The 26,352-nt window shown below is 59.2% G+C and carries 26 protein-coding genes and 1 tRNA gene; 17 read left to right on the top strand and 10 right to left on the bottom strand.

Annotated features, from left to right (window positions below; all coding sequences use genetic code 11):
• The first annotated feature begins 341 nt into the window (after positions 1 to 341).
• Positions 342 to 1,784, top strand: coding sequence for a magnesium transporter (mgtE, locus tag AC07OT_RS07670; RefSeq protein WP_495107820.1), 1,443 nt, complete (start codon positions 342 to 344; stop codon positions 1,782 to 1,784).
• Between the two features lie 108 nt (positions 1,785 to 1,892).
• On the opposite strand, the gene AC07OT_RS07665 is transcribed toward mgtE, so the two are convergent.
• From AC07OT_RS07665 to AC07OT_RS07655, 3 genes are all read right to left on the bottom strand, one after another.
• A complete protein-coding gene (locus AC07OT_RS07665; RefSeq protein WP_003175643.1) occupies positions 1,893 to 2,219 on the bottom strand; it encodes an Arc family DNA-binding protein in 327 nt (108 codons plus the stop codon).
• Positions 2,220 to 2,617: 398 nt separating this feature from the next.
• Positions 2,618 to 2,797: a PA3371 family protein gene (locus AC07OT_RS07660; RefSeq protein ID WP_065939101.1), complete on the bottom strand. Its 180-nt coding sequence runs from the start codon at positions 2,795 to 2,797 to the stop codon at positions 2,618 to 2,620.
• 11 nt (positions 2,798 to 2,808) lie between these two features.
• A complete protein-coding gene (locus tag AC07OT_RS07655) occupies positions 2,809 to 3,039 on the bottom strand; it encodes a hypothetical protein (protein ID WP_065926187.1) in 231 nt (76 codons plus the stop codon).
• 326 nt (positions 3,040 to 3,365) lie between these two features.
• Between AC07OT_RS07655 and AC07OT_RS07650 the strand changes: the two genes are divergently transcribed.
• Positions 3,366 to 3,442 (top strand) — tRNA-Arg (locus AC07OT_RS07650).
• 287 nt (positions 3,443 to 3,729) lie between these two features.
• Positions 3,730 to 5,112: an MFS transporter gene (locus tag AC07OT_RS07645; RefSeq protein WP_141155822.1), complete on the top strand. Its 1,383-nt coding sequence runs from the start codon at positions 3,730 to 3,732 to the stop codon at positions 5,110 to 5,112.
• Between the two features lie 60 nt (positions 5,113 to 5,172).
• Here the strand turns inward: AC07OT_RS07645 and AC07OT_RS07640 are convergent, their stop codons facing one another.
• The 4 genes from AC07OT_RS07640 to flgA form a co-directional block, all read right to left on the bottom strand.
• The gene (locus tag AC07OT_RS07640; RefSeq protein ID WP_495107819.1) at positions 5,173 to 5,922 is read right to left on the bottom strand and encodes a flagellar brake protein; all 750 of its coding nucleotides are present in this window, start codon (positions 5,920 to 5,922) and stop codon (positions 5,173 to 5,175) included.
• A 96-nt stretch (positions 5,923 to 6,018) separates the two neighbouring features.
• Positions 6,019 to 6,489 carry a flagella synthesis protein FlgN gene (locus tag AC07OT_RS07635; RefSeq protein WP_065939082.1) on the bottom strand — a complete coding sequence of 157 codons (471 nt, stop codon included), beginning with the start codon at positions 6,487 to 6,489 and terminating at the stop codon, positions 6,019 to 6,021.
• Positions 6,490 to 6,537: 48 nt separating this feature from the next.
• Positions 6,538 to 6,861, bottom strand: a complete 324-nt coding sequence (gene flgM, locus AC07OT_RS07630) for a flagellar biosynthesis anti-sigma factor FlgM (protein ID WP_065926184.1) — start codon at positions 6,859 to 6,861, stop codon at positions 6,538 to 6,540.
• A gap of 141 nt (positions 6,862 to 7,002) precedes the next feature.
• Positions 7,003 to 7,767, bottom strand: coding sequence for a flagellar basal body P-ring formation chaperone FlgA (gene flgA, locus AC07OT_RS07625; protein WP_495107818.1), 765 nt, complete (start codon positions 7,765 to 7,767; stop codon positions 7,003 to 7,005).
• A gap of 92 nt (positions 7,768 to 7,859) precedes the next feature.
• Between flgA and AC07OT_RS07620 the strand changes: the two genes are divergently transcribed.
• The 7 genes from AC07OT_RS07620 to AC07OT_RS07590 all read left to right on the top strand — a co-directional run bounded on the left by AC07OT_RS07620 (position 7,860) and on the right by AC07OT_RS07590 (position 14,157).
• Positions 7,860 to 8,792 (top strand): chemotaxis protein CheV, encoded by a 933-nt coding sequence (locus AC07OT_RS07620; RefSeq protein WP_027607784.1) that lies wholly within the window; start codon positions 7,860 to 7,862, stop codon positions 8,790 to 8,792.
• A gap of 41 nt (positions 8,793 to 8,833) precedes the next feature.
• Positions 8,834 to 9,661, top strand: coding sequence for a protein-glutamate O-methyltransferase CheR (gene cheR / locus AC07OT_RS07615; RefSeq protein ID WP_027607785.1), 828 nt, complete (start codon positions 8,834 to 8,836; stop codon positions 9,659 to 9,661).
• 308 nt (positions 9,662 to 9,969) lie between these two features.
• Positions 9,970 to 10,377: a flagellar basal body rod protein FlgB gene (gene flgB / locus AC07OT_RS07610; protein WP_003175633.1), complete on the top strand. Its 408-nt coding sequence runs from the start codon at positions 9,970 to 9,972 to the stop codon at positions 10,375 to 10,377.
• Positions 10,378 to 10,380: 3 nt separating this feature from the next.
• Positions 10,381 to 10,824 (top strand): flagellar basal body rod protein FlgC, encoded by a 444-nt coding sequence (gene flgC, locus AC07OT_RS07605; protein ID WP_024076985.1) that lies wholly within the window; start codon positions 10,381 to 10,383, stop codon positions 10,822 to 10,824.
• A gap of 16 nt (positions 10,825 to 10,840) precedes the next feature.
• Entirely contained in the window at positions 10,841 to 11,566 is a 726-nt protein-coding gene (flgD, locus tag AC07OT_RS07600; RefSeq protein WP_065939080.1) for a flagellar hook assembly protein FlgD, read from the top strand.
• A 31-nt stretch (positions 11,567 to 11,597) separates the two neighbouring features.
• Positions 11,598 to 12,902 (top strand): flagellar hook protein FlgE, encoded by a 1,305-nt coding sequence (gene flgE, locus AC07OT_RS07595; RefSeq protein ID WP_092359502.1) that lies wholly within the window; start codon positions 11,598 to 11,600, stop codon positions 12,900 to 12,902.
• Between the two features lie 163 nt (positions 12,903 to 13,065).
• The gene (locus AC07OT_RS07590; RefSeq protein WP_115488982.1) at positions 13,066 to 14,157 is read left to right on the top strand and encodes a coiled-coil domain-containing protein; all 1,092 of its coding nucleotides are present in this window, start codon (positions 13,066 to 13,068) and stop codon (positions 14,155 to 14,157) included.
• 108 nt (positions 14,158 to 14,265) lie between these two features.
• On the opposite strand, the gene AC07OT_RS07585 is transcribed toward AC07OT_RS07590, so the two are convergent.
• Complete coding sequence (locus AC07OT_RS07585) at positions 14,266 to 17,160, bottom strand: ribonucleoside-diphosphate reductase subunit alpha (RefSeq protein ID WP_495100581.1); 2,895 nt, start codon at positions 17,158 to 17,160, stop codon at positions 14,266 to 14,268.
• Positions 17,161 to 17,896: 736 nt separating this feature from the next.
• Here AC07OT_RS07585 and AC07OT_RS07580 point away from each other — a divergent pair.
• Both AC07OT_RS07580 and AC07OT_RS07575 read left to right on the top strand, forming a co-directional pair.
• Complete coding sequence (locus AC07OT_RS07580; protein ID WP_065939076.1) at positions 17,897 to 18,622, top strand: response regulator; 726 nt, start codon at positions 17,897 to 17,899, stop codon at positions 18,620 to 18,622.
• Positions 18,619 to 20,229, top strand: coding sequence for an ATP-binding protein (locus AC07OT_RS07575; protein WP_027607791.1), 1,611 nt, complete (start codon positions 18,619 to 18,621; stop codon positions 20,227 to 20,229). Before AC07OT_RS07580 ends, AC07OT_RS07575 begins: the two co-directional genes overlap by 4 nt.
• A 10-nt stretch (positions 20,230 to 20,239) precedes the next feature.
• On the opposite strand, the gene AC07OT_RS07570 is transcribed toward AC07OT_RS07575, so the two are convergent.
• Positions 20,240 to 20,956 (bottom strand): 4'-phosphopantetheinyl transferase family protein, encoded by a 717-nt coding sequence (locus AC07OT_RS07570; protein ID WP_495107817.1) that lies wholly within the window; start codon positions 20,954 to 20,956, stop codon positions 20,240 to 20,242.
• Between the two features lie 136 nt (positions 20,957 to 21,092).
• Between AC07OT_RS07570 and AC07OT_RS07565 the strand changes: the two genes are divergently transcribed.
• From AC07OT_RS07565 to AC07OT_RS07555, 3 genes are read left to right on the top strand one after another with little or no spacing between them, the layout of a single operon-like run.
• The gene (locus AC07OT_RS07565) at positions 21,093 to 21,401 is read left to right on the top strand and encodes a hypothetical protein (protein WP_115488987.1); all 309 of its coding nucleotides are present in this window, start codon (positions 21,093 to 21,095) and stop codon (positions 21,399 to 21,401) included.
• 18 nt (positions 21,402 to 21,419) lie between these two features.
• Positions 21,420 to 22,097 (top strand): response regulator, encoded by a 678-nt coding sequence (locus tag AC07OT_RS07560; RefSeq protein WP_017138377.1) that lies wholly within the window; start codon positions 21,420 to 21,422, stop codon positions 22,095 to 22,097.
• Entirely contained in the window at positions 22,094 to 23,440 is a 1,347-nt protein-coding gene (locus AC07OT_RS07555) for an ATP-binding protein (RefSeq protein WP_495107816.1), read from the top strand. The genes AC07OT_RS07560 and AC07OT_RS07555 overlap by 4 nt, the downstream gene beginning before the upstream one ends.
• 138 nt (positions 23,441 to 23,578) lie before the next feature.
• Here the strand turns inward: AC07OT_RS07555 and AC07OT_RS07550 are convergent, their stop codons facing one another.
• Positions 23,579 to 24,577: an AraC family transcriptional regulator gene (locus tag AC07OT_RS07550; RefSeq protein ID WP_495107815.1), complete on the bottom strand. Its 999-nt coding sequence runs from the start codon at positions 24,575 to 24,577 to the stop codon at positions 23,579 to 23,581.
• A 27-nt stretch (positions 24,578 to 24,604) separates the two neighbouring features.
• Here AC07OT_RS07550 and AC07OT_RS07545 point away from each other — a divergent pair, with 27 nt between their 5' ends.
• Positions 24,605 to 24,742, top strand: coding sequence for a hypothetical protein (locus AC07OT_RS07545; protein ID WP_155954385.1), 138 nt, complete (start codon positions 24,605 to 24,607; stop codon positions 24,740 to 24,742).
• Between the two features lie 174 nt (positions 24,743 to 24,916).
• Complete coding sequence (locus AC07OT_RS07540; RefSeq protein WP_495107814.1) at positions 24,917 to 26,248, top strand: dicarboxylate/amino acid:cation symporter; 1,332 nt, start codon at positions 24,917 to 24,919, stop codon at positions 26,246 to 26,248.
• The last annotated feature ends 104 nt before the right edge of the window (positions 26,249 to 26,352 follow it).

The following is a 26,352-nucleotide window of genomic DNA, read 5'->3' as shown; positions in this document are numbered from 1 at the left end:
ATACAAACAAAAAGCCCGCCTAGTGCGGGCTTTTTGCCGTCTGGGGCTTGTGTAGATCCTTATCTTTTTCTCCTCCCTCGTGTGTTTTTCATTCCGGTGATGGCGTCGCAGTTGAATAGGTGTGGCCAATACTCAACTTTGGCTCGCAAGCGCTTGTTCTTTCCAGTTTTTTGACGTTAAAAACGGACGCACGGTGTATCATTGCGCCCGTCAGCCCCGCCGGGGCTTATGGAATACCTCCATGGACTTACCCAGTAGTTACTCAGTACCCCGTTTTACCAATCATGAATTGACTGATTGATCCTTCCGGCGTGCCCCGCTGCTGGGAGTGGAGTTCGCCTATGACCGAAGTAGAAGTAAAGAAAACACAAGAAAGCCTGCAGGATCGCCTGGCTCAAGTCATCGAGCTGCTGCAGCGCCAGCGTGTGGTCGAAGATTTCACGCACCGCCAGGAAGGTCCGAATAACAACCTGGTGGAAAACCTGGTTCACCGCCAGAACCTCGTCGAGTTGCAACGCAAGCTCGATGACCTGCACTCCGCCGACGTTGCCTACATTCTCGAAGCCTTGCCGCTGGATGATCGACTGACCCTCTGGCAGTTGGTCAAGGCCGACCGCGACGGCGACATCCTGCTCGAAGTATCCGACTCGGTCCGTGAAACCCTGATCGCCGACATGGACGATCATGAGCTCCTGGCGGCCGCCAGGGAGATGGACGCTGACGAACTGGCCGACCTGGCCCCAGAGTTGCCGCGTGATGTTGTCCATGAATTGATGGAGGCCCTCGACGGCCAGCAGCGTGAGCGCGTGCGCTCCGCGTTGTCCTATGACGAGGATCAGGTCGGCGCGCTGATGGACTTCGAGATGGTCACCATCCGCGAAGATGTCAGCCTGGAAGTGGTATTGCGGTATCTGCGCCGGCTGAAAGAGCTGCCGAGCCATACCGACAAACTGTTCGTGGTCGACTATGAAGGCATTCTCAAGGGCGTGCTGCCGATTAAGCGTCTGCTGGTCAATGATCCGGAGAAAAAAGTTGCTGACCTGATGGCCAGCGATACCGTGAGCTTTCATCCCGATGAAGATGCCTACGACGCAGCGCAGGCCTTTGAGCGCTACGACTTGATCTCTGCCCCGGTGGTCGACAAGAACGGCAAGCTGATCGGCCGTCTGACCATCGATGAAATCGTCGACTTGATTCGTGAAGAGAGTGAAACCGAAGTCCTCAACATGGCAGGTTTGCGTGAAGAGGAAGATATTTTTGCGTCAGTCTGGCGTTCCCTGCATAACCGCTGGGCCTGGCTGGCCGTTAACCTGATTACCGCGTTTATCGCCTCCCGTGTGATCGGGCTGTTCGAAGGTTCCATTGAGAAGCTGGTGGCCCTGGCGGCGTTGATGCCGATTGTGGCAGGCATTGGTGGTAACTCGGGCAACCAGACCATCACCATGATCGTACGCGCCATGGCGCTGGACCAGGTCAGTACCGCCAACTCTTCGCGCCTGCTGCGCAAGGAGTTGGCAGTGGGCCTGATCAATGGCCTGGTGTGGGGTGGGGTGATTGGCGTGGTGGCCTACTTGCTGTACGGCAGTTGGTCCCTGGGGGTGGTGATGACCGCTGCCATGACCCTCAACCTGCTGCTGGCGGCCCTGATGGGGGTGCTGATCCCCATGACCCTGGCACGCCTTGGGCGCGATCCGGCCATGGGCGCCAGTGTGATGATCACGGCCATGACCGACAGTGGTGGCTTCTTCATCTTCCTCGGTTTGGCGACGATCTTTTTGCTCTGATCTGTCTCGGGCGGGCGCCCTCTGCTACGTGATAAGAATGTCGAGCCTGGTATGAATCCCAGGCAAAAAAAAGCCAGCACACGGCTGGCTTCGGCTTTCAGTGGCGGATCAATTGGCTTCTGCGGCCGCCTCGACGTCGTGCGCGATAAGCGAGACGAGGGCATTTTGCTGGCGATGGGAGAGCTGACGAAAACGCTGCAGCAGTTCGCGTTCGTGCAGCGACAGCTCAGGACTGTCCAGGCGCATGCTCAGTTCGTCACCCAGCGCACCTTCCTGAATAAGGCTCTGCTCCAGGCGCGCGATGATTTCGGAGTTCATGCTGCGGTGATGATTGCGAGCCACCTCGGCAATGCGTTCCCGCATTCCGTCTGGCAGACGTACGACGAACTTGTCAGCCGTACGGCTGGAATAAATTGCCTGTTTCAATGGGCGCATATATTTAACCGGTTAGTTCAGGGGAGCGGTTATTGGAATTGGCCGCAAGATGAGTGTTAAGACAAGACTCACGACCAAAGTTCAACCCGAATTGCAAAGAGGCCGCATCATGCCTCAGATTTGCCAGTTCCTTGGCGTCAATTCTGTGACAAATATTGAACTGCCTAAAGGCTTTATGCCAGCACTCATTTGCATTTTTGCGGACTGGTTGGAAAACTTTTCCATGCGCGATTCCGCAACGGAACTTTCCGTAAATCCAGGCCAGCACAGGGTTTGAGGCCGCACATCCTATAGCAAAGTGGCCTTTTGCCCTTAGTTTTAAGACTAGTGGCAATTTGCCGATTTACTAGGGCGAGGCGACATAAGGTAGGGGGAGGGCAGAGCAGAGAAGGGAGGTGTCAGCGTAAAACCGGGTCAAATTTGATTCGGCGACCCACGACGAGCGTCAACAGAAGCAGGCTTGCGAAAACGCCGGCAGCGACGAATGCGCTGGTTTGCCCATCCTGGGAGCTTGCACTCAGTCCCATAAGGCCTGTGGCGATGGTGAGGCACAGAAACAGCCAGGCAAATTTGCTCATCATCAGTGTCCTTAAAAAACCCAGTGTTCAGATGCGGGCGCGGCCTGGGTGCCTTGAGTCAGGCGTACTGGCGCTTGTGCATTCGGTGTCATCACGGCCAGTTGCGGACGTTGTTGCAAGTGGTGGGGGACTGCCTGCTGGCTAATCTGAGCGGGGTCGTTGCTGCCCGTCGATTGAAAGTGGAACATCACCAGTGCAGCCAGGGCGACGGTGTTGAGAGCTAACAGAATGGCACTGTTCATGGTCGTGTTCTCCGTTTAATGCCTTGGCTGAATGGGGCTTGCAGGAGAACTGTTGCAGGTGTCGTGCCAAAATATAAATTCATTAAAATCAAGGGCTTGAGTTTACTTTAGCAGGGTACGGGGTTGCAATTTGCAATGCTGGCATTTTGGAGGAGTGCATTTTGCACGATCAGGCCAAGTGCCCGTATTTGCGGGGTGAAACCGCCATCGTTCCGGTAAGGCTCGGCCTACACTCAAAAAGCCCACGGACGACATGACAAAACCCAGTCCGGCCGTTAACATGCACGCCGTCTGTCGCAGTGCCCTTGGCCTGATGGCTGTCATTTGTCCCAGTAGCTCAATTGGATAGAGCATCCCCCTCCTAAGGGGAAGGTTGGCCGTTCGAACCGGCCCTGGGACACCAGATTCGTAGCTCATAAAGAAAGCCCCGCACAGAACCTCCTGGCGGGGTTTTTTTGTGGGCTCTGATCTTTTTGCACCCGGGTCGAACCTTGCCGCCGATCAAGGTTCACAGCAGGTGCCATGATGTATTTGTCGCAACGATGTACCTTGCGCGCCATCCGACAGCGTCTGAGCTGTTAAGCAAAATAATCCCCGGAAACAGCACATGTTGCCTGTCCGGACCCGGTCACCCCGGACTATCATGCCGATAGCCCTGTCTCTCACCGCAAGGAGCCGCTCGGAACGCCGATGCGCCAGATCTGGAAATCTTTTCGAGCCCTTTATTTCGCCTCCTTGATGATGCTGATTGGCTCCGGCCTGCTCAGTACCTACCTGGCCTTGCGCCTGGCGGCCGACCACGTCGACAGCCTATGGGTGGGTGCACTGATGGCGGCCAACTACTTTGGCCTGGTGCTGGGCGGCAAGATCGGGCATCGCCTGATTGCCCGGGTTGGGCATATTCGTGCCTACGCCACCTGTGCCGGGATTGTCGGTGCGGCGGTGCTGGGCCATGGCCTGGTCGATTGGCTGCCGGCCTGGATTGTGCTGCGGGTAATCGTGGGCCTGGGGATGATGTGCCAGTACATGGTCATCGAGAGCTGGCTCAATGAGCAGGCCGATGCCAAGCAGCGTGGCGTGGTGTTCAGCGGTTATATGATCGCCTCCTACCTGGGTCTGGTATTGGGCCAGTTGATACTGGTGATGCATCCCCAGCTTGGCCTGGAGTTGCTGATGCTGGTGGCGCTGTGCTTCGCCTTGTGCCTGGTGCCGGTGGCCATGACCCGACGCATTCACCCGGCGGCCTTGCATCCTGCGCCGATGGAGCCGCGCTTCTTTATCAAGCGTGTGCCGCAGTCGCTGAGTACGGTGTTGGGTGCGGGGTTGATCGTCGGTTCGTTCTACGGTCTGGCGCCGCTGTATGCCTCTCAGCAAGGGTTGAGCACTGAGCAGGTGGGCCTGTTCATGGGTAGCTGCATTTTTGCCGGGTTGCTGGTGCAGTGGCCGTTGGGCTGGTTGTCGGATCGTTATGATCGCGCGCTGCTGATCCGCTGCTTCGCCTTGTGCCTGGCGGTGGCGGCACTGCCGTTGGCAATCATGACCCAAGTGCCGCTGGAAGTGCTGTTTGTGGCGGGCTTCCTGTGTTCTCTCGTGCAGTTTTGCCTGTATCCATTGGCGGTGGCGTTTTCCAACGACCATGTAGAGGGGGATCGCCGGGTATCGCTGACGGCCATGCTGCTGGTGACCTACGGTATCGGCGCCAGTGTCGGGCCGTTGCTGGCGGGTGTGGTGATGAAGCTGTTCGGCAGCCAGATGCTGTATGCGTTTTTCAGTCTGTGCGCGCTGATCCTGGTGTGGCGAATCCGGCCTAAGGCGGTGACCAATCTGCACCAGGTGGAAGATGCCCCCCTGCATCACGTGGCAATGCCCGACAGTATGTCGAGTTCACCGCTGGTGGCGGCGCTGGACCCGCGGGTGGACGAGCAGGTGGTGCAGGAGCAGATGCAGACTGTCCCCGATCCCGAGCCGCAGGTCGATCCGGAGCTGCCGGTGGATGAGCCCGCCTTCGAAGGACCACCCGAGCCTCTGGGGCCGGACGAGCATCCCCACGAATTGAGCAGGGCGCGCCCCTGAAAGCAAAAACGGGCAGATCCCAAAGGGGGCTGCCCGTTTTTTTGCTGCGATGGTTAAGGATCAAAAATCGTCGTCTTTGTCGAACCGTCGTGCTTCACGCTGCAGCTGGTACACAAAACGCTCGACCTGGCGTTGCACCAAACCACTCATGTTGTGGAAGCGCACACCGGCAAAGGTCGTGTTGATCCTTTCCTCGAAGTGCAGGTATCGCAGTTCGACGGCGGTGGTCATGCTGCCAAACGGCAGGGCTGCGATAAATCGGTCGTAGACCTGGCCCAGTTGCAGGCGCTCGGAAATATCGCCTTCAAAACGCAATTTGCAGCCGGTGGCGGAAATATCCAGCAGTTTGCCGTTGATCGGCAACTGAAGCTTTTCGCCGCCCAGCTCGATATTCACCAGTTGCGCCAGCTTCAATGCGGCGCGGAAGGCATTGCGGCGCTGATGGTAGACCACCTCGTCCGGCAGGCTGCCGGTGTAGATACGGTGCCCGCCTTTTTCGCTGATGGTCAGGGTGCCATTGCTTTCCCAGGCGACGCGTACGCCATCATGGAAACCTTCGATGCGAAAGGGTTCGCCGTTTTCGAGGTAGCGCTCGCCGTCGCGGGGGATCATTTCGTCCAGCGCCAGCGAGTTGCTGTCGCGGTTGACATCCACCAGGTAGCTCTGGAAGCGCTGGCTGCGTTCGTGGAAAGTGATGATCAGCGGGTCATGGCTGTCTTGCAGCATCCGCAAGGTGCCGGCGATTTCCAGAGGCGTGGTGAGGACCTTGGGTGGCTGCGGGGCATCTTCCGCATTAAGGGCGTTGAACACGGTTCTTCCATCTCCAGACAAAATACGACTACACGCAAGAACCGGCATTTTGCCAGCATGTGGCGGGCCTTGGATAGGGCGCGCTGTAAACCGGTGTCAGGCTTGGCTGCGGGTGCTTGGCTTGACCAGGCGCGAGGTGGAGCCCTGGGCGTTATAGAGTGCCGGAGGCTCTCCGCCGTGGAGTATACGCAACTGGTTGGCGGTCGTAGCTTGCTGAAGCTGGATCGACTGACCGTTAAGCAGGTTGGCTTCCTGGCACTGGGCGAGCAATTGGTTGAGTTCTTTGCTCTGGCTCAGCAGTTGATCGCCGACCGAGGAGTGGCTGGCCAACTGCGCCAGGCCGTCGTGGTCTGCCGGCAGGCCGAGGCTGATGAGGATCTGGCTGCGTTTTTTGCCGTGCTGTTCCAGCAGGACGATCAACGACTGCTTGCGTGCCAGAATTTCTTCCAGCAGCGGCATGTCCCGGCCATAGAGGGCCAGTGATTCTTCTTTGAGCAGCTCGAGCAATTGTTGCGTCGGCGCTAGATCATCAATGATCAGTTGAAGCAAATGTTCGTCGTGATGCATGGCTGGCCTTGGGTTTTAAGCGTCCAAAAGCCCTGCGCAGGCCTTTGCCTAGCGCTCGGCTTCGAAGTTAAGCAGCTTGCTGGCTACACGGTTGCTGTCGACTTTATAGCTGCCATCGGCGATCGCCTGTTTCAATTCGGCCACGCGGGCTTTATTGACGACCGGTTGATCGCGCAGCGAGTCAGTGACCTTCTGCAACTGTTGAGCCTCATTGCTCAGGTGTACGGATTCCCCGCTTTGGCTGGCACTGGCCTGTTCTGCCTTGGCGGGCAGCGCCGGGGCCTTGGCTTCTACGCTGTCCTTGGGACTGGTAGTGCGCGTAGTGCCTGACGTCGTCGGGGTGTTATTCAAACGGCTGAAATCGATGACCATGATAAAAAAACCTCTGGGTATTTGGACGCTTGCCATGTTTTCGGCCATACCCGGACAAACTTTAGGCGCGAATGACAATAAATCTCCGCACGGGGCCTCTCGTGCACAGTGTAGGAAAACCCAGCGTCCTGTACCAGTAATCTATAAAGCGACCTCGACTTGCCCTGGGGCTGTTACTCGCGCCTTGATCACGCGGTTGGAGTTGAGGTTCTTGACGCGAATCTGTTCGCTCATGCCGCCGTTGGACAGCGCTTCGCCCGGCATTTTCACATTCAAGCCGCCGCTGCTCGCGGAAATCACCACCTGGTCGCCCTTGCGGATGACCTCCGCCTGTTCCAGGTGCACCAGGGTAATCACCTGATCGGTGACCACTGGTCGGGTCAATCTCTGCCCGATGGCCTGGTCCAGGGATGTCAGGTAGCCCTGGCTGATCTGGCTGATGTCGCGCTCACGCAGTACGACATCCTCGAAATCGATGATGCCCGTGCGCTTCAGTGGGCGTGCAACCACCACCACATCACGGAACAATTTGACCTGGGCCGGTACGAACACGGTCCAGGGCGAGGCGCCTTCGCAGCGTACCTTGACCGTTACGCGCCCGATGGGTTGGGCGGGACTTTCCAGGGTCGCTGTCAATTCCTTGTCGCACATCGGCATGCGCAGACGCGGGTCCAACTGGTTGACCTGGATTTCATAACGCCCCGGCGTCTGTGTGGTTGCCAGATAATCTTCTACAGTGAACTCAAGAAAGCCTTGAGTGACGCCGATAAGTAGATCAGGCAAGGTGAGGTTCTCTGCACGGGCCGTGGTGCCCAGGCTGAAGGCAAGCAGCGCCAGCGGTGCGCAGAGCGATCTGCAAAACCGTGTCAGGTGAAGGCGTCGGGAAACTGTCGTTGTAATGTCCATAATTGAACAAATAGCAAAGCTCGTGCCGTTTTAGTGTTGGGGCGCGCCGCCCTTGTAGGTATAGCCAAAGGTTTTAGCGTAGGAGTCATGGCATGGCAGGAGTAATGGATTCAGTAAACCAGCGTACACAGCTGGTAGGGCAGAATCGCCTGGAGTTGCTGCTGTTTCGCCTGGATGGCAAGCAGCTGTATGGCATCAACGTATTCAAGGTGCGGGAAGTGCTGCAATGTCCCAAGCTGACGATCATGCCCAAGTCCAGTCCGGTGGTGTGCGGTGTGGCGAATATTCGTGGTGCGACTATCCCGATTCTTGACCTGGCCCTGGCCACCGGCTCGGCCGGCCTGCAGGATCGCGAGAACCCGTTCGTGATCATTACCGAGTACAACACCAAGACCCAGGGTTTCCTGGTGCGCTCGGTGGAACGCATCGTCAACATGAACTGGGAAGAGATCCATCCGCCGCCCAAGGGCACCGGTCGCGATCACTACCTCACGGCGGTGACGCGGGTCGATAACCAGTTGGTCGAGATCATCGACGTGGAGAAGATCCTCGCCGAAGTGGCGCCCACCTCGGAGTCGATTTCCGTGGGAGTGGTCGACGCCGAAACGGCGCACAAGGCGGTCTCGCTGCGTGTACTGACGGTGGATGACTCCTCGGTAGCGCGCAAACAGGTGACTCGTTGCCTGCAAACCGTCGGCGTGGACGTTGTCGCCCTCAATGACGGGCGCCAGGCATTGGATTACCTGCGCAAGCTGGTGGATGAAGGTAAGAAGCCGGAAGAAGAATTCTTGATGATGATCTCTGACATCGAGATGCCGGAAATGGACGGCTATACCCTCACTGCAGAGATACGCAGCGATCCACGCATGCAAAAACTGCATATCATCCTGCATACTTCGTTGTCGGGCGTATTCAATCAGGCGATGGTCAAGAAAGTCGGTGCCGATGACTTCCTGGCCAAATTCCGCCCTGATGACCTGGCATCCCGGGTAGTCGACCGGATCAAGGCAGCAGATCACGGCTAGGGTTTTCCCCTGGCGGTCATACGATTTTAGAGGCGGTATCAGTGTCTACGGGTAATTTGGATTTTGAACAGTTCCGGGTCTTCCTGGAAAAAGCCTGTGGCATATTGCTCGGTGAAAACAAGCAATACCTGGTATCCAGCCGTCTTAACAAACTGATGGAGCAGCAGGGCATCAAGTCCCTGGGCGAGTTGGTTCAGCGGATCCAGGGGCAGCCGCGCAGTGGCCTTAAGGAGATGGTGGTCGATGCCATGACCACCAACGAAACCCTGTGGTTTCGCGATACCTACCCCTTTGAAGTGCTCAAGAGCAAAGTGCTGCCGGAGGCCATCAAGGCCAGCCCGGGCCAGCGCCTGCGTATCTGGTCGGCCGCCTGCTCTTCGGGTCAGGAACCGTACTCGATTTCGATGTCCATCGATGAGTTCGAGCGGACCAACATGGGCCAGCTTAAAGCCGGGGCGCAGATTGTCGCCACCGACCTGTCCGGCACCATGCTCACCAACTGCAAGACCGGTGAGTACGACAGCCTGGCCCTGGGCCGTGGCTTGTCCCAGGAACGTTTGCAACGCTACTTCGACCCGAAAGGGGCAGGGCGTTGGGCGGTCAAGGCGCCGATCAAGAACCGTGTGGAGTTTCGCTCGTTCAACCTGCTCGACAGCTACGCCAGCCTGGGCAAGTTCGACATGGTGTTCTGCCGCAACGTGCTGATCTACTTTTCGGCCGAGGTGAAGAAAGACATCCTGTTGCGCATCCACGGCACCCTCAAGCGTGGCGGCTACCTGTTTCTCGGTGCATCCGAGGCGCTCAATGGTTTGCCGGATCACTTCCAGATGGTGCAATGCAGCCCTGGGATCATCTACCAGGCGAAATAATCAGGCCAAATAATAATGTGGGAGGGGGCTTGCGCCCCGATAGCGGTGTATCAGTGATAGAGACATCAACTGATCAGCCGCTATCGGGGGCAAGCCTCCTCCCACATTTGTTTCTGCGGCAAAGTTGAAGAAAGCGGCAACTCCCCATTGCCGCTTTACTGGCGCCACGCGGAAACCCGTTGCCGCTTTTCTGGCATTGCCGCCGGCAAGCTCCTCGCAACCCCTTGATTTACGGGGGTATCAGATATTGGCATGCGCCTTGCTATAACCCTGTTAACGAACAGCAGGTCAGCCTAAAGGTTTCCGCCATGAGCATCAGCTTCGATAAAGCGCTCGGTATCCACGAACAAGCCCTGGGCTTCCGCGCCCAGCGTGCCGAAGTCCTGGCCAACAACATTGCTAACGCCGATACCCCGAACTACAAGGCTCGGGACCTGGATTTCTCTGCCGTGCTCGCCGCACAGCAGGACAAGACCAAGAACGGCACCTTCGCCTTGAATATGACCAACAGCCGTCATATCGAAGCGCAAGGCCTGAGCAGTGGGGACGAGTCGTTGCTGTATCGCACGCCGATGCAGCCGTCGATCGACCAGAACACCGTCGACGCCCAGCTGGAGCAATCGGCCTATGCCGAGAACTCGGTGAACTTTCAGGCCAGCTTTACCCTGCTCAACAGTAAATTCAAAGGGCTGATGTCAGCCCTGCGTGGAGAGTAAGCCATGTCCCTGTCCAGTGTTTTCAATATTGCCGGCAGTGGCATGAGCGCGCAGACCACGCGCTTGAACACCGTCGCCAGTAACATCGCCAACGCCGAGACCGTGTCTTCGAGCATCGACCAGACCTACCGCGCCCGTCACCCGGTGTTCGCCACCATGTTCCAGGGTGGCCAGAGCGGTGGCAGCGATTCGCTGTTCCAGAACCAGGATGCTGCCGGCCAGGGCGTGCAGGTCCTCGGTGTGGTCGAAGACCAGAGCAACCTCGAGGCCCGTTACGAGCCGAACCATCCTGCCGCGAACGAAAAGGGTTATGTCTATTACCCCAACGTCAACGTGGTCGAGGAAATGGCAGACATGATCTCCGCCAGCCGCTCGTTCCAGACCAACGCGGAAATGATGAACACCGCCAAAACCATGATGCAGAAGGTCCTGACCCTGGGTCAGTGATAAGGGGCGCCAAATAATGGCCATCGTTGATACCACGACCAATACGGCAGTCCAGGACCTTTTCAACTCCAAGGTCAAGACCGCCACCGACAACACCACCGTCGCCGACGCTACCAAGACGGCGACAGGCAGCCAGTCCCTGGGCAAGGATGCGTTCCTGCAATTGCTGGTGACCCAACTGAAAAACCAGAACCCGCTGTCGCCTCAGGACAACGGTGCGTTCGTGGCCCAGCTGGCGCAATTCAGCAGCCTGGAAGGCATCAACACCCTGAACGACTCGGTCAATGCGATCTCCAGCAACTTCAGCTCGTCGCAGGCGCTGCAGGCTTCGTCGCTGGTGGGGCGCTCGATCATCACCCAGACCAACAAGGCCTTGGTGGACACGAGCAAGAGCATGACCGGTTCGGTGGCGGTGACTGCGGCGACAGGCAACGTCTCGATCAAGATCTCCGATAAAGACGGCAACGTGGTGCGCACTATCGATATGGGTGCCCAAAGCGCGGGTTCGTCCGACTTCATCTGGGATGGCAAGAACGACAAGGGCGAGGTCGCCCCAGCCGGCACCTACACCTTCGCGGCGACGACCAAGAACGACAAGGGTGAATCGGTGGCCATGGCGACTTCGTTGCCGGCAACGGTGACCAGTGTGACGTTGAGCAAGACCGGCGGCGAAATGCTGCTGAACCTTGCAGGTGGCATGGGCAGCGTCAAGCTGTCGCAAATTCAGACTATCGGTACATAGAGCCGGCTAAATACGGCAGAGGGAGAGAAACATGTCTTTTAATATCGGCCTTAGCGGCCTCTATGCGGCCAACAAACAACTGGACGTAACCGGCAACAACATCGCCAACGTTGCGACCACTGGCTTCAAGTCGTCCCGTGCGGAATTCGCGGATATCTACGCCGCGTCCAAACTGGGCACCGGCCAGAACAGCATCGGCAACGGTGTGAACCTGGCAGCGGTGTCCCAGCAGTTCACCCAGGGTGACGTCAACAACAGCGGCGGCGTGCTGGACATGGCGATCCAGGGCGGTGGCTTCTTCGTGCAGAAGGGCAGCGATGGCTCGCTGGAGTACACCCGTAGCGGTGCCTTCCGTGCCGACAAAGATGGCTACATCACCAACAACACCGGTACTTCGCGCCTGCAGGGCTACGCGGCAGATGACGACGGCAAGATCATCAAAGGCGGCTTGACCGACCTGCAACTGAACCTGTCGTACCTGCCACCGAAGGCGTCCACCAAAGTGGACTCCACCAGTAACCTGAACTCGTCGGAGCCGGTGATCAACCAGACCACCAAGCCGTTCGACCCGACTGACACCACCACTTTCACCACCCAGTACAGCACCACCCTGTACGACTCCCAGGGCAACTCCCACGAGATGGTGCAGTACATGGTGAAAACCGACGCCAACAAGTGGAGCGCCTACACGCTGATCGATGGCCGTAACCTGGATGGTTCCAAGCCTACAACGACGGGTACCACTGCTCCCGTACCGTCGGTATTGAGCTTTGACGGTGCCGGTAAACTGACGGATATCACCACCGCAGGCGTGTCCGGCACGACCCTGACGCTCACCGGCTGGATCCCGGGCTCGGTGACCAATGGCGTATGGACGCCTAACAAGGCTACAGCGCCAAACATTGCCGTCAACATGGCCAATATCACCCAGTACAACTCCGCCAGTTACCGCAACCCGCCGACCACCGACGGTTACGCCACTGGCCAGATCACCGGCCTGAAAATCGACGGCAATGGCGTAATGTTCGCCACGTTCAGCAACCAGCAGAGCAAGGCCATCGGCCAGATCTCCCTGGCCAGCTTCAACAACGAACAAGGCTTGCAGCCATCGGGCGGCACTACCTGGAGAGAGACCTTCGCTTCGGGCCAGCCGGGTTATGACTCCCCGCAATCCGGTACCCTGGGTTCGATCGTGGCCAACTCCCTGGAGAACTCCAACGTCAACCTGACCAACGAACTGGTGGACTTGATCAAGGCCCAGAGCAACTACCAGGCGAACGCCAAGACCATCTCGACCCAGAGCACCATCATGCAGACCATCATTCAGATGACCTGATGCTGTTGGTCTGACCCCAGAAGAAAGAACCCCTCAGCCGAGGGGTTTTTTTTGCATTGATTTTTTGGAAGGGCTGCCTGTTCAAGAAATCACACGTCTTGATGGAACTGCCTACGCCTTTTGCTCCACCCATTGGGCCATAGGTCTGTAAAGGGCGACGGCTATGTGGGGCGGATTGATATCGGGCAACAGGGATCAGGTGTATTGGCATGGTGGAACGGGTGCACCGCGCACTGAGGAAACCAGAGACAGCATAACTAAAGATAAGGACGCCGTTTTAAAACTACTCAAGGAACTGGAGGAAGCTCAGAAAACCTCCAAGAACCAAACTGTTCAAGACTTGCGTGACAAGCTGAATGATTTGCGCAAAAAGTTGGGGGAGGAAAAGTTCAAGGAGATTATTGAACAGCTAAAGAAAGACGCGCCTAACAGTTGGCTTGAGTTTATGAAGGCACTGTTTCCTGAGCTGTTTCCAGATGACGTATCTACTGATGCTGAATCGCAAACGGGCCGCGGGGGAGGTATCGGTGGTTCAGGTGGTGGCGGTGGTGGAAGCGGTCGCTACGAGGGCGGGGGGGTAGACCGTGGGGGCTTAGCGTTAGGAGAGAGGGTGGGTAACTTGCCGGTCACGGCGGGAACTCATCAAACCAATTTCGAGCCGGGTAGCTACAAACCTGGTGAAATGCCGAAAAATCTCTTTTCCGGTGCTTATCAGGGGCAAGCAGGCAATTGCGGGGCTATCTCGGCTTGTAAGGCCATGATTGCGCAGTATGGGCCGGCGGGTGTGTTTAAAGATATCAAGCGGGATTCGGCGGGTAATTATGATGTAACGCTCAAAGACGGCAAGCATGTCCGGGTTACACAAGCGCAGTACCGTGAGTCAGCAGCAAAGGCTCAACTATGGGGACAGGATCCCAAGTTGCTTGGGTTTATGAATCTTATGTTGGCCGTGAACAACGTTCAGGCAATGAACCAGCGTAACGATGGGGTTTCCGGGAGAAGTTTCAGCGAAGCCATTAACAGCATCAATGATGGGGAGTGGGCTAAGGAGACTTTTGATCGGTTGGGCTATAAAAATCTTGTTGAGAGAGTCAGTCCTTCTGAATTGGCCAGCGGCAGGCCCGGTACCTTGGACAGCTCGACACATTCGGTGGCGGTAATGGGCCGTAGTGAGGATCGATGGGGTACGAGATTCCGCGATGCACGCACTGATCCCAATTTGATTGCCTGGGGTTTTAAGCGGGGATATGCGTAAGTAAGAAGAGAGATTTCTTGCAAAAAAAGCCCTCTGTAAGCCTGGTTGAAGTCCTGGACTTACAGGGGGCTGGCTGTTTCAGATAGTTAAACCTGAAAGTGCCTCAGCTTATTGGCAAGCTTCACAATCCGGCTCGTCGATCGCGCAGGCCTTTGGCACTGGCGCCGGGCCGGCGGGGGCGGCGAGCACCGAATCATCACCGTGGTTACCGCTGGACACAGCGTTCAGCTTACCGGTGTTGATGGTCGACTTCTCGGTGCTGGTCGCGGCCAGGGCACGGAGGTAGTAAGTGGTTTTCAGGCCACGGTACCAGGCCATGCGGTAGGTCACGTCGAGCTTCTTGCCCGATGCGCCGGCGATGTACAGGTTCAGCGACTGAGCCTGGTCGATCCACTTCTGGCGGCGGCTGGCGGCGTCTACGATCCACTTGGTGTCCACTTCGAAGGCGGTCGCGTAGAGTTCTTTGAGTTCCTGCGGGATGCGTTCGATCTGCTGCACGGAACCGTCGTAGTACTTCAGGTCGTTGATCATGACCGAGTCCCACAGGCCGCGGGCTTTCAGGTCGCGGACCAGGTACGGGTTGATCACGGTGAATTCGCCCGACAGGTTCGATTTCACATACAGGTTCTGGTAGGTCGGTTCGATCGACTGCGATACGCCAGTGATGTTGGCAATGGTCGCGGTCGGTGCGATGGCCATGATGTTGGAGTTACGAATACCTTTTTGCACACGGGCACGTACCGGTGCCCAGTCCAGGGATTCGTTCAGGTCAACGTCGATGTACTTCTGGCCACGGGCTTCGATCAGGATCTGTTGCGAATCCAGCGGCAGGATGCCCTTGGACCACAGCGAACCCTGGAACGTCTCGTAGGCGCCGCGCTCGTCGGCCAGGTCGCAGGAAGCCTGGATCGCGTAGTAGCTGACCGCTTCCATGGACTTGTCGGCGAACTCGACCGCAGCGTCCGAACCGTAGGGAATGTGCTGCAGGTACAGCGCGTCCTGGAAGCCCATGATGCCGAGGCCGACCGGACGGTGCTTGAAGTTGGAGTTCTGCGCCTGTGGCACCGAGTAGTAGTTGATGTCGATCACGTTATCGAGCATGCGTACGGCGGTGTTGACGGTGCGTTCCAGCTTGGCGGTGTCCAGCTTGCCGTTGACGATGTGGTTCGGCAGGTTGATCGAGCCCAGGTTGCAAACGGCGATCTCGTCCTTGTTGGTGTTCAAGGTGATCTCGGTGCACAGGTTCGAGCTGTGGACCACGCCCACGTGCTGCTGTGGGCTGCGCAGGTTGCACGGGTCCTTGAAGGTCAGCCATGGGTGGCCGGTTTCGAACAGCATGGACAGCATTTTGCGCCACAGGTCTTTGGCCTGGATGGTCTTGAACAGCTTGACCTTGCCTGGGTATTCGGTGAGGGCTTCGTAGTACTCGTAGCGCTCTTCGAAGGCCTTGCCGGTCAGGTCGTGCAGATCCGGTACTTCGGAGGGCGAGAACAGGGTCCACTTGCCGTCATCGAAGACGCGCTTCATGAACAGGTCAGGGATCCAGTTGGCGGTGTTCATGTCGTGGGTACGACGACGGTCATCACCGGTGTTCTTGCGCAGCTCGATGAACTCTTCAATGTCCATGTGCCAGGTTTCCAGGTAGGCACACACCGCGCCTTTGCGCTTGCCGCCCTGGTTGACCGCTACGGCGGTGTCGTTCACGACTTTCAGGAACGGTACGACGCCCTGGGACTTGCCGTTGGTGCCCTTGATGTACGAACCCAGTGCACGCACTGGTGTCCAGTCGTTGCCCAGGCCACCGGCGAATTTGGACAACATGGCGTTGTCGTGGATCGCGTGGTAGATGCCCGACAGGTCATCCGGCACGGTGGTCAGGTAGCAGCTCGACAGCTGTGGACGCAGGGTACCGGCGTTGAACAGGGTCGGAGTGGACGACATGTAGTCGAAGGACGACAGCAGGTTGTAGAACTCGATCGCACGGTCTTCCTTGTGCTTTTCTTCGATTGCCAGGCCCATGGCCACGCGCATGAAGAACACTTGCGGCAGTTCGAAGCGGATCCCGTCCTTGTGGATGAAGTAACGGTCGTACAGGGTTTGCAGGCCCAGGTAGGTGAACTGCTGGTCGCGCTCGTGGTTGATCGCCTTGCCGAGTTTTTCCAGGTCGAAGGTGGCCAGGACCGGGTTCAGCAATTCGAATTCGATACCCTTGGCGATATAGGCAGGCAGCGCCTTGGCGTACAGGTCGGCCATTTCGTGGTGGGTGGCGCTGTCGGCCACGCCCAGGAAGCCCAGGCCTTCGGCACGCAGGGTGTCCATCAGCAGGCGCGCGGTCACGAACGAGTAGTTCGGCTCGCGTTCAACCAGGGTACGGGCGGTCATCACCAGGGCGGTGTTGACGTCGGTCAGGGCCACGCCGTCGTACAGGTTCTTCAGGGTTTCGCGCTGAATCAGGTCACCGTCGACTTCTTCCAGGCCTTCGCAGGCTTCGGTGATGATGGTGTTCAGGCGGCCCAGGTCCAGCGGCGCGAAGCTGCCGTCGGCCAGGGTGATGCGGATCGACGGGTGCGCTTGCACGGCGGCTTCTTCGGCCGGAGTGCGGACGGCACGTTCCTTGGCGCGCGAATCGCGGTAGATCACGTAGTCGCGGGCCACTTTCTGCTCGCCGGCACGCATCAGGGCCAGTTCGACCTGGTCCTGGATTTCTTCGATGTGGATGGTGCCGCCCGACGGCATGCGACGCTTGAAGGTCGCGGTGACCTGTTCGGTCAGGCGGGCAACGGTGTCGTGGATGCGCGACGAGGCAGCAGCGGTGCCGCCTTCAACTGCAAGAAACGCTTTGGTGATGGCGACGGTGATTTTGTCATCGGTGTAAGGAACGACAGTCCCGTTACGCTTGATCACGCGCAATTGGCCAGGTGCAGTGGCGGACAGATCCATAGTCGAATCGGCGGCCTGCGGCACGGAGCCTTGCGGGTTCTCGCGAGTTGTGTCGGTTTGCATGGGGGGTTGTCTCCACATTTCTATATTTATTTGGGCACCATCACGGTGCCCACCGTTCCGTCCTGAAGCACTTACAGCAGGCCTGGGCCTGGCATAACAACTTCGGGACAGGAGGAAGGGAGCTGAACGCGCCGCTTCCATGCCGAAGTCTTCGGTTCGGGGCTCAAACGCCCTTGGCCGTATTCCTGGTGGGTGACAGTTGCCAGGTTCAAGCACTGCAACACCCGTACCGTTTTCCGCTGTTGGAGCTTGAAAACGGCTGCCATCCGCTTGAGCGGTTTGGGCTTTCAAAAAATGCTTGGATTAGACCCAACAGGAGCAAGAAAGGGCTTGAGTTTCTTGTCTGATTTGTGTTGGGTCTTTTCGCTGAAAACCCTACATGTAGGGTTTTTTTTGCGCCGAGCTACAAGATAATGCGTTTTGGGGGGCTTAGCAACGCACTACCTGTGGATAACGTTGTGGGTAAAATGTGTATGAAACGTGGAACACCCGTGTAGGCCGCAGCACTGCTGGATTCGGCCGTTTGTCACTGAATATTCCAAGTTGAAAACAGCCGGCTGGATTTTTGAGGGCGCGAACCCTATCACAGAAAAGCGCGATCACCGAATGGATTTCCCGGCTTGTGCGAGAGGGCTTGGGCATGGCTACAATCGGCCTCTGTTATGCCCTCAAAACATTACAAATAAGGTGTGGCCGACTCGGTCAACGCATCCCTTTATAACAACGAGGTTCACCCGTGGAGCAAGAAGCCTGGCACATCCTGATCGTCGAGGACGACGAGCGACTCGCCGAATTGACCCGCGATTACCTGGAGAGCAACGGCCTGCGGGTTTCTGTGGAAGGTGATGGCGCCCTGGCTGCGGCGCGGATCATCGCCGAGCAGCCGGACCTGGTGATTCTCGACCTGATGCTGCCCGGCGAAGACGGCCTGAGCATTTGCCGCAAAGTGCGCGAACGCTACGACGGCGTGATCCTGATGCTCACCGCCCGCACCGACGACATGGACCAGGTGCTCGGCCTGGACATGGGGGCCGACGACTACGTGTGCAAACCCGTGCGCCCGCGCCTGTTGCTCGCGCGTATCCAGGCCCTGTTGCGCCGCAGTGAGCCGGCGGAACCCGCCAGCGTGGAAAGCCAGCGCCGCCTGCAATTCGGCCCGCTGCTGGTGGACAACGCCCTGCGCGAAGCCTGGCTGCAGGGTGAAGGTATCGAGTTGACCAGTGCCGAGTTCGACCTGTTGTGGCTGCTGGTGGCGAATGCCGGGCGCATCCTGTCCCGCGAAGAAATCTTTATCGCCCTGCGCGGTATCGGCTACGACGGCCAGGACCGCTCCATTGATGTGCGCATCTCACGGATTCGCCCGAAAATCGGCGATGACCCGATCCACCCACGGCTGATCAAGACCATCCGCAGCAAAGGCTATCTGTTCGTCCCTGAAGCCGCTGCCGATATGCCGTTGTGAACTCGATCTTCCTGCGAATCTATGGCGGCATGTGCGCGGCGCTGATTCTGGTGGCACTGCTCGGCGTGCTGGCCCTGCACCTGCTCAACGAGGTGCGCAGCGGCCAATACCGCGAGCGCCTGGCCCACGGCACCTTTGCCTTGATGGGCGACAACCTGCAGCCCATGAGCGCCATCGAGCGCCAGCGCGCCCTGGCCGTGTGGGAGCGTTTGCTCGGTATTCCCCTGGAATTACGCAGCCTCACCGATGCCCAGTTGGACCTCAGCCAGCGCACCCGCCTGCAACGCGGCCAGGTGCTGGTTGAGCAGACCGGCCCCCATGCCGCCCGGGTGCTGCGCCTGGTCAGTGATAAGGAACAGTGGGTGCTGACCGGGGAGGTGCAGCAGATCAGCGAGCAACTGGCCCGCGCGACCATTTACCTGCTGGCCGATGAACTGGTGCGCTTCCCCGTGGCCGAGCAGCCGCAACGGCTGGCGGATATCAAGGAAGCCAAGGGCTTTGGTTTCGAAATGCACCTGATGACCCTCGACCAGGCCGACATGGACGACGACCAACGCCGCCGCGTATCGGAGGGCGATACGGTCATGGCCCTGGGCAAGGGCGGCGATTCGATCCGCGTGTTTGCCGGCATGGTCGGCACGCCCTGGGTGCTGGAGCTTGGCCCGCTGTATCAGATGAACCCGTATCCGGCGCAATGGCTGGTCCTGATCGCGTTGATCGGCCTGACCCTGATCGGCCTGATTGTCTATTTATTGGTGCGTCAGCTTGAGCGCCGGCTCCGAGGCCTGGAAGCCGCCGCCACGCGCATCGCCAAAGGCAATCTCGAGGTGCGTGTGCCGGCCCGGGGTGCCGACTCGGTGGGGCGTCTGGCGGCGGCCTTTAATGGCATGGCCGAGCACCTGCAGCAACTGCTGGCGATCCAGCGTGAACTGGTGCGCGCGGTGTCCCATGAACTGCGCACGCCGGTGGCACGCCTGCGCTTCGGCCTGGAGATGATCGGCGATGCCGCCACGCCTGAAGCGCGGCGCAAGTACCTGGAAGGCATGGACAGTGATATCCAGGACCTCGACGGCCTAGTGGATGAAATGCTCACTTACGCAAGGCTTGAGCAGGGTGCGCCGGCGTTGATTTTCCAACGGGTCGACCTCGATGCGCTGCTTGACCAGGTGATCGGCGAATTATCGCCACTGCGCCCGCAGGTGAGCGTGGCCAGGGGGATTTGCCTGTCGTCGGCACATTGGGACGACGCTTGGGTCGATGCCGAGCCGCGCTACTTGCACCGCGCCCTGCAAAACCTGGTGAGCAACGCCATGCGCCACGCCCAGGGCCAGGTGCTGATCAGTTATCAAGTGGGCCAGGTGCGCTGTCGCATAGATGTGGAAGACGACGGGCCCGGCGTACCGGAAAGTGCCTGGGAGCGTATCTTCACGCCGTTCCTGCGCCTGGATGACAGCCGCACCCGTGCCTCGGGCGGGCATGGCCTGGGGTTGTCGATTGTGCGGCGCATCATTTATTGGCACGGCGGGCGAGCGTTGATCAGCAAGAGCAACAACCTGGGCGGTGCGTGTTTCAGCCTGAGTTGGCCAAGGGATCAAGATAAACCCTGATGTCGGTCTATCAAGCGGCGATGGCAACCAGGCTCAACAACTGCCCCTCATTCACCGCAAACTGCGCGGTAAGCTCCTTGCCGTGGCACCACTCGCTGGACAGGTCCGTGAGCAAGCGCAAGCGCACATGCCCGGCCTCTGACCACTCCACCACCTCGGCATGTTCAAAATAGAAGCGCTTCTGCACGATCGGGTAGAGCGCCTTGAACAAACTCTCCTTGACCGAAAACGTCAGCGTCACCAGCAAGGCGATCTGCTCTCGCGGCAGGTCGGCCATACGCTGCAGCTCTTGCGCCGTCAGAATCTCCCCGGCCAGGCGCTCCGCCCGTTCCAGGCTCAGCAGGTTCTCTAGGTCCATCCCCAACCCGCGCCATTGCGCCTTGTGCCCGACAATCGCGGCGGCATGCCCGGTGCTGTGGGTAATGGAACCGCTGATGTGGGCGGGCCACACCGGTGCGCGGTCTTCACCGATCGCCGGGATGCAGTTGATCTGATCGAGCTGTTGCAGGGCCGCGCGCGCGCACAGGCGGCCGGCGAGAAACTCGGCCTGACGCTTGGCCACCGAACGCTGGATACTCGCCGGTGGCGGCACGGCGCAGTGTTGGAAGTCGCCAGGTGCCAGCAATGCGGGATCGAACCGGGTGCTGAGAAACACCGTGCCCGGCAAGGGGTCGGGTAGCGGCCAATGGGCGTCGAGTGGGGTGCAGCAAGCGGGTAGGGGCGTCATGGGCGGTATTTTGCCGAGTTGATGGGCAAGAGGATAGCCCGCCGTGATTCAGGCGAGGTTCAGAGCCTGTTCAGGGGGAGTTCAGGGGCGCCTGCGTAGTCTGGCCTCACAGCCAAACGCGCAATGAGGTAACACCATGACTGCGATCAAGAAGCTGATGTTGGCCTTAACCATGCTCAGTGCCACCGTCGGGGTTCAGGCCTCCGATGGTGCCTTTGCCGCATTCGGCCGTGAGAAAACCAAGAAATCCAGCATCCTGATGCAGCGCGTCAGCATCGAAGATGCTGGCAGTCAGCCCACGCCCTGGGGCCAGTCCCTGGGCCAGGCCACCCCGCAGCCGAGCTATCGCGCCGGCTATGAACACCTGACCGGCCGGTTCAACGGCATTAAACTGCGCCCGCAAGACCTGCAGGGCCGCTATGATACCCCTCTGTCGGACAGTTGATTTGCTTTGGAGAGCCTTATGAAATTGCTGGTGGTGGAAGATGAGGCGCTGTTGCGCCATCACCTGTTTACCCGCCTGACCGACAGCGGCCACGTGGTCGAGGCCGTGGCCAATGCCGAAGAGGCCCTGTACCAGACCGGTCAATTCAATCATGACCTGGCGATCATCGACCTGGGCCTGCCCGGCATGGGCGGCCTGGACCTGATCCGCCAACTGCGCAGCCAGGCCAAGACCTTTCCGATCCTGATCCTCACCGCGCGCGGCAACTGGCAGGACAAGGTCGAAGGCCTGGCCGCCGGCGCCGACGACTATGTGGTCAAGCCGTTCCAGTTCGAAGAGCTGGAGGCGCGGATGAACGCCTTGCTGCGCCGTTCCAGCGGGTTTACCCAGTCGACTATCGTCGCCGGGCCCTTGCTGCTGGACCTCAACCGCAAGCAGGCGTCCCTCGATGAACAGCCCCTGGCATTGACCGCCTATGAATATCGCATCCTCGAATACCTGATGCGCCATCACCAGCAGGTCGTCGCCAAGGACCGCCTGATGGAGCAGCTCTACCCCGACGACGATGAACGCGATCCGAATGTGATTGAAGTGCTGGTCGGCCGCCTGCGTCGCAAGCTGGAAGGCCCGGCCGGGTTCAAGCCGATCGATACCGTGCGCGGCCTGGGCTACCTGTTCAATGAGCGCTGCCGTTGATTCGCTCGCTCCGTGTGCGCTTGATGCTGGCGGCCGCCACCCTGGCCGTGCTGTTTATGCTGGGCCTGTTGCCCGCCATGCAGGGCGCGTTCAGCCTGGCATTGCAGGATTCCATCGAGCAGCGCCTGGCGTCGGACGTCACCACACTGATCTCCGCCGCGCGGGTGGAAAACAATCGCCTGCTGATGCCGGCGCAGTTGCCGGATGAACGCTTCAACCTCACCGATAGCCGGTTGCTCGGCTATATCTATGACCGCGAAGGCCACCTGGTGTGGCGTTCGCGGGCCACCCGGGACGAAAACATCAACTACAAGCCGCGCTATGACGGGCGCGGCAATGAGTTCGCGCGGATTCGCGAGGCCGACGGCCAGGAGTTCTTCGTCTACGACGTCGAGGTCAGGCTGCTCGGCGGCAAGAGTGCGGCGTTCAGTATCGTGGCCCTGCAACCGGTGCGCGAATACCAATTGACCCTCGAAGGCCTGCGCGAAAACCTCTACCTGGGCTTCGGCGCGGCACTCCTGGTGCTGCTGACCTTGCTGTGGCTGGGCCTGACCTGGGGCCTGCAGGCCCTGCGGCGATTGAGCCAGGAGCTTGACCAGATCGAAGGCGGTACCCGCGAAAGCCTCTCCGAGCAACACCCGCGCGAATTGCTGCGTCTCACCGGCTCCCTTAACCGCCTGCTGCACAGCGAGCGCGAACAACGGGCACGTTACCGCGACTCCCTCGATGACCTGGCCCACAGCCTGAAAACGCCACTCGCCGTGTTGCAAAGCGTGAGCGAAGACATGGCGCAACGTCCGGAAGATCGCGACCAGGCCTGGGTGCTGCAATCCCAGATCGAACGCATGAGCCAGCAGATCGGCTACCAGCTGCAGCGTGCCAGCCTGCGCAAAAGCGGCCTGGTGCGCCATCAGGTGCGCCTGGAGCCGGTAGTGCAAAGCCTCTGCGATACGCTGGGCAAGGTCTACCGCGACAAGGGCGTCAAGGTGTCCTTTGACCTGCCGCACGAATGCGATGTACCGATCGAGAAGGGCGCCCTGCTTGAATTGCTCGGCAACCTGCTGGAAAACGCCTACCGGTTGTGCCTGAGTGAAGTACGCATCAGCCTGGTGGAAAATTCCGAAGGGCTCGAGTTGTGCATCGAGGACGACGGCCCCGGAGTGCCACCGGACCAGCGTGCACGGATCCTGCAACGGGGCGAGCGCCTGGACCGTCAGCATCCGGGGCAGGGGATCGGGTTGGCGGTGGTCAAGGACATCATAGAAAGCTACGGCGCACGATTGACCCTGGGGGATTCGCCGCTGGGTGGCGCGGCGTTCAAGATTCACTTTCCGGCCTTGTGAACGGTAGTGGCTGGGCTGGCCCTATCGGGGGCAAGCCCCCTCCCACATTTTGAACTTATTCACAGATCAAACTTTGTAAACACAGTCAAAGGTGGGAGGGGGCTTGCCCCCGATGAGGCCCGCACACACGATGCAGCGCTAGCTCTCCTGCGCCCGGTAGGCCCCCGGTGTCAGCCCCGTCCACTTCTTGAACGCCCGATGAAACGCCGACGGTTCTGAGAACCCCAGCTGCTCGGCGATCGCCTGCAAGGACAAGTCCGCCCGCCCCAGGTGGTAGATGGCGATGTCCCGCCGCAATTCATCCTTGAGCGCCTGAAAGCTGGTGCCTTCTTCGCGCAAATGTCGGCGCAGGGTTTGCGGGCTGACGTGCAAGTGCTGGGCGACGGCTTCCAGGTCTGGCCAAGGGGTGCGGTCGCGGCTCAACAAGCGTCGCAACTGGCTGCTTAAGCTGTCGCCTTCATCCGGGCGTGACAGCAGGTCGGCGGGGGAGCGCTCGAGGAAATGCTTGAGGGTGCGCTCGTCCTGCAACAGCGGCAGGCTCAGGTAGCGGGCGGGAAACACCAGGCTGCTGTGCGCTGCACCGAACACCTGGGCGCAGGGAAACAGCAGGTCATATTCACCGGCGTGGGCCGGCATCGGGTAGCTGAACGTGGCCTGGTGCAAACGAATGCGCTGGCCGATCAGCCAACTGCCCAGGCGGTGCCAGATCACCAGCAGGCATTCGCTGAGGAAGTGATCCGGGTCCCACAGGTGAGAATCATCCAGGCTCAGGCGGGCCATTTCGCCTTCTCGTGTCAGCTGCCAGCGCGGGCCTTGTGGGAATAGGCTATAAAATAATAAGCCGCGTTCCAGAGCCTTCTCCAGGGTGCGGCAGTGGATCAGCGCATGGCACATCATGGCGAAGGTGCCGCGTTTGCTCGGCCCGTCGGCGAACCCCAGGTACTCATCGTCCAGCGCCAGCCAGAGCATTTGCAGCAGCCGGGTAAATTGCTCGGGTGCAATGCGGGCGCGGGGTTCGGTCAACAGTTCCGGGGTGATGCCCAGCTGTTGCAACAGCCCCGAATAGTCGTAACCGGCTCGACGCGCACCGCCCAGGGCTGCCCGGGCGTAATGGCTGGCGATGGTACGTTCACGCATGTGGGGCCCTCGTCCATGGAATGGCGGATGGTAGTCATCACCTGGCAGGGCGACAAGGCGGATATCCGCCAAATTGTAGGACGGGATTGGGCGGCGTGGCGGAAATCCGCCAGCCTATTCGGCACATTGGTGGCGGCTTTGAAATCCGCAACCCTGATGTATTAAGGCTCCCAGGGGTTTTCAGCAAAGTGGCACGGCGTTTGCGATAAGGATTACAGCGCAGGCCTGGTCCTACAGGCTTCGCAAACAACAAATCCCTCCAGTGCAGGAGGGTTCGCAATTCAAGTGTCGTGGGCAATGGCGGATATTTGCCACACGGGACGATTGAGGAATTTTGCAATGACGACTCGTCAGCCAATCTACAAATCCCTGTATTTCCAGGTGATCGTTGCAATCGTTATCGGTATTTTGCTCGGTCACTTCTACCCGCAGACCGGCGTGGCGCTCAAGCCACTGGGTGACGGCTTCATCAAGCTGATCAAAATGGTTATTGCCCCGATCATCTTCTGCACCGTTGTCAGCGGCATCGCCGGCATGCAAAGCATGAAATCGGTCGGCAAAACCGGCGGCTACGCGCTGCTGTACTTCGAAATCGTTTCCACCATCGCACTGTTGATCGGCCTGATCGTGGTGAACGTCGTGCAACCGGGCGCCGGCATGCACATCGACGTGGCAACCCTGGACGCCTCCAAAGTCGCTGCCTACGTGACTGCCGGTGCCGACCAGAGCATCGTTGGCTTCCTGCTTAACGTGATCCCGAACACCATCGTCGGCGCTTTCGCCAACGGCGACATCCTGCAAGTGCTGATGTTCTCGGTGATCTTCGGTTTCGCCCTGCATCGCCTGGGCGCCTACGGCAAGCCGGTGCTGGACTTCATCGATCGCTTCGCCCACGTGATGTTCAACATCATCAACATGATCATGAAGCTCGCGCCACTCGGTGCCCTGGGCGCCATGGCGTTCACCATCGGTGCCTACGGTGTAGGTTCCCTGGTGCAGTTGGGCCAGTTGATGATCTGCTTCTACATCACCTGCCTGCTGTTCGTGCTGGTGGTGCTGGGTGGTATCTGCCGCGCCCACGGTTTCAGCGTGCTGAAACTGATCCGCTACATCCGTGAAGAGCTGTTGATCGTACTGGGTACTTCTTCCTCCGAATCCGCACTGCCACGCATGCTGATCAAGATGGAGCGTCTGGGCGCGAAGAAATCCGTAGTCGGCCTGGTGATCCCGACCGGCTACTCGTTCAACCTCGACGGTACCTCGATCTACCTGACCATGGCGGCCGTGTTCATCGCCCAGGCGACTGACACCCACATGGACATCACCCACCAGATCACCCTGCTGCTGGTGCTGCTGCTGTCCTCCAAAGGTGCTGCTGGCGTGACCGGTAGCGGCTTTATCGTACTGGCCGCCACCCTGTCGGCTGTCGGCCACCTGCCGGTTGCCGGCCTGGCGCTGATCCTGGGTATCGATCGCTTCATGTCCGAAGCCCGTGCACTGACCAACCTGGTGGGTAACGCCGTTGCTACCATTGTTGTGGCCAAGTGGGTCAAGGAACTGGACACCGACAAGCTGCAAAGCGAACTGGCATCCGGCGGTACCGGTATCTCTGAAACCCGCGAAGTCGATGACTTAGGCGTGGCCGAGGGCCCAGCCCCTGTGATCAAGTAAACCGCTGATGGCGTGAATCCGCGCCGACAGTTATCCGCAAACGCCCCGACTGGTTCGGGGCGTTTGCGTTTGTGCGGGATTACTTTTTTGCAATATTTTCACTT

The sequence above is a fragment of the Pseudomonas sp. GW821-FHT09C10 genome, from assembly GCF_059418085.1.
Note: the sequence above shows the minus strand (reverse complement) of the source record. Positions and strands in the feature narration are given on the sequence as shown.